The organism is Pedobacter cryoconitis (assembly GCF_003259615.1).
GTDB lineage: Bacteria > Bacteroidota > Bacteroidia > Sphingobacteriales > Sphingobacteriaceae > Pedobacter > Pedobacter cryoconitis.
Map to the genome: position 1 here is coordinate 1 of NZ_QLLR01000065.1, position 2,487 is coordinate 2,487.

The following is a 2,487-nucleotide window of genomic DNA, read 5'->3' on the forward strand; positions in this document are numbered from 1 at the left end:
TGTATATATCGGTGATTCCGGGCCAAGCGTATCGCTTGAAGATGGGCCAGCCGTATCGGTGATACTGGGCCAGCAATTATAGGATTATTTTTTCACTTTTCTCAAGGATTCCCCTGATAAACTTACACGGTGTGCACCATGAACAAGTCGGTCCAATATTGCATCCGCGATTGTACCTTCTCCAATCACTTCGTACCATGTGCTCACCGGTAGCTGCGATGCAATTATAGTCGATTTTTTATTGTGTCGGTCCTCAATAATTTCCATTAATATATCCCTTTGTGGCTTATCAAGATTCTGTAGGCCAAAGTCATCCAAGATTAGTAGGTCTTGCTTTTCTATGCGTGCGATTTCTTTATATAAAGAGTTATCAGCCCGGGCACCATGCAACCTGGTAAAAAGCTTCGCTGTATTGTAATATGCGACCCTGTAGCCCATAGCGCAGGCCTGATGTCCTAGTGCCGAGGCGATGAAACTTTTGCCAACGCCAGTTGGACCGGTGATCAGTATATTTTCTTTTTGCTGGATAAACTGGCAGGACGCAAGCCTATTCAGTAATTCTTTATCCAGATCACGGGCAGCCTGGTAATTGATTTCGGATAAATGGGACAGGTATCTGAAAGCTGCGCCATGGGTTAACCTGGCAACTTTCTTATTAGACCTGTCTTGCCATTCTGCGTCAACCAGTATACTAAGCAGCTCATCCGCTGTTAACTGTAAATGACCTTGGCTTTCAATACTGCTGCTGTAAGCCTGCAGCATTCCCGGCAGGCGCAGGCTTTTCATTTTTTCTAGTGTTTGTTGAGGATTCATATCTGTTTATTGGGTTAATGATAATAAGTAGCACCACGCAGGTTATCATGCACTGGAAGGTAATGCTGTTCCTCATCATGATCCTGCTGATCAAGGTTTTGCCCCAGTATCGATTCCAGTATTTTGTAACCATATTGCTCAAAGTCTGCCGCCCGGATACAGGCACTTTTCAGGCGATCTATTCCGTAGATCTTTCCTAGTCGCTGTATGCCCCAGCAAGACCGGAGTGCTTGTTCTGGATGTGCACGCTGTGCAAATACAGTCTCTACATACTGATGGATTATTGGATCTTTGGACTTTGCCCAAGCTAAAAAGTCGGTCATATTCCATCCTTGCATAAATTGATGGTTATCGGGCATGTGGCTGGAAATCGTAGAAAAGCCAGCACTTTTTCTGCTCCTTGGATGACTGGCGATTCTTGTGCTGGATGAATAAACTTCAAGCAGGCTCTCATTGTAACGGAGTTCAACTTTCTTTCCGATATACTCGTGAGGGACGCTGTAATAATGTTTATCATCACTGATAAATACGTGATAGTTCTTTTGGACAGTCGCCTGTTTATAGGTGATCAATGTAAACGCCTGGGCTGGTAGTGGAGAAAGTAGCGGCTGTTCCTGTTCCAGGAATAACTGCGCGCGACTAGTCTGACGCTGCTGATACATTCTTTGGTTATAGAGATCCAGTAATGGTCTGATGGCCGCATTTAGCGAATGCAGATCAAAGAACACCTGGTCTTTTAAGGCGAAACAGATTCGCTGATAAACCAGTCTAACTGCATTTTCAACTAATGCCTTGTCTTTTGGTTTACGTGCACGGGTGGCTAAAACAGCCGTGCCATAGTGCAGGGCAAACGCTTTAAAGTCTTTATTGAGTTCCGGTTCATAACGATGAGCCTGTGTGACTGCTGACTTTAGGTTATCTGTGACGATCAGTTTAGGTACACCTCCAATAAATTCGAGGCTTCGCCGTACACTGTTTATAAAAGATGCTTTCTGCTGGCTTACACTCGCCTCTACGTAAGTATATCCGCTACCGGCAAGGATAGCAATAAAAAGTTCTGCAGGACGCGTTGTACCACTTTCCCGATCAGTTAGAATGAATCTGTCTCCGGCATAATCGATGAGTAATTTCTCCCCCATGATCTGCTCCATATGAAAAGATGCTTGCTGAACAGCAAATGCTTGCTGCATATGCTCTTTAAACTGCGTATAACCATATCCATCGGGATATTTTTTACGGTACTCTTCCCAGATGTTTAAATAGGTAAATCCAGATTTCTTAAGAGCTTTCTGGTAAACAGGCACCAAATCCTGCAAGTCCTGGTAAGCCTGAGGCTTATTAAATACTTTTGGTTCTGGTAAAATGGCGGCTAATGATTGCTCATCCAGACGGCTTAACTCTGAAAAATCTTTATCTGCGCCACCAAGATTAAGAATATATTCATTAACCGTTTTACGGTTAATCCCCAATAATCTGGCAATTGAACGATTACTTTCGCCCCGGGCTTTTAATTGAATAATACGTTGGATATCTAACATGTCTTTGCGGTGGCCGGCCATATTTTACAGTTTTGTTTGCTGTAAAATACTGCTTTGTTTAAATTGGCCCGGTATCACCGATAGGACTGGCCCAGTATCACCGATACGGGTGGCCCGTTATAGACTGATATATGCA

General features: G+C 43.8%; 2 protein-coding genes. Both read right to left on the reverse strand.

What is annotated here, in order from left to right; genetic code table 11:
- Window positions 1-84: 84 nt before the first annotated feature.
- The gene (gene istB / locus LY11_RS26310) at window positions 85-813 is read right to left on the reverse strand and encodes an IS21-like element helper ATPase IstB (RefSeq protein ID WP_111636547.1); all 729 of its coding nucleotides are present in this window, start codon (window positions 811-813) and stop codon (window positions 85-87) included.
- A 14-nt stretch (window positions 814-827) separates the two neighbouring features.
- The gene (gene istA, locus LY11_RS26315) at window positions 828-2,351 is read right to left on the reverse strand and encodes an IS21 family transposase (RefSeq protein ID WP_170132796.1); all 1,524 of its coding nucleotides are present in this window, start codon (window positions 2,349-2,351) and stop codon (window positions 828-830) included.
- Between the last annotated feature and the right edge of the window lie 136 nt (window positions 2,352-2,487).

Excerpts from the sequence above, each read along its gene's own strand:
- istA (WP_170132796.1), bottom strand. The coding sequence starts at position 2,351 with ATGTTAGATATCCAACGTATTATTCAATTAAAAGCCCGGGGCGAAAGT.
- istB (WP_111636547.1), bottom strand. The coding sequence starts at position 813 with ATGAATCCTCAACAAACACTAGAAAAAATGAAAAGCCTGCGCCTGCCG.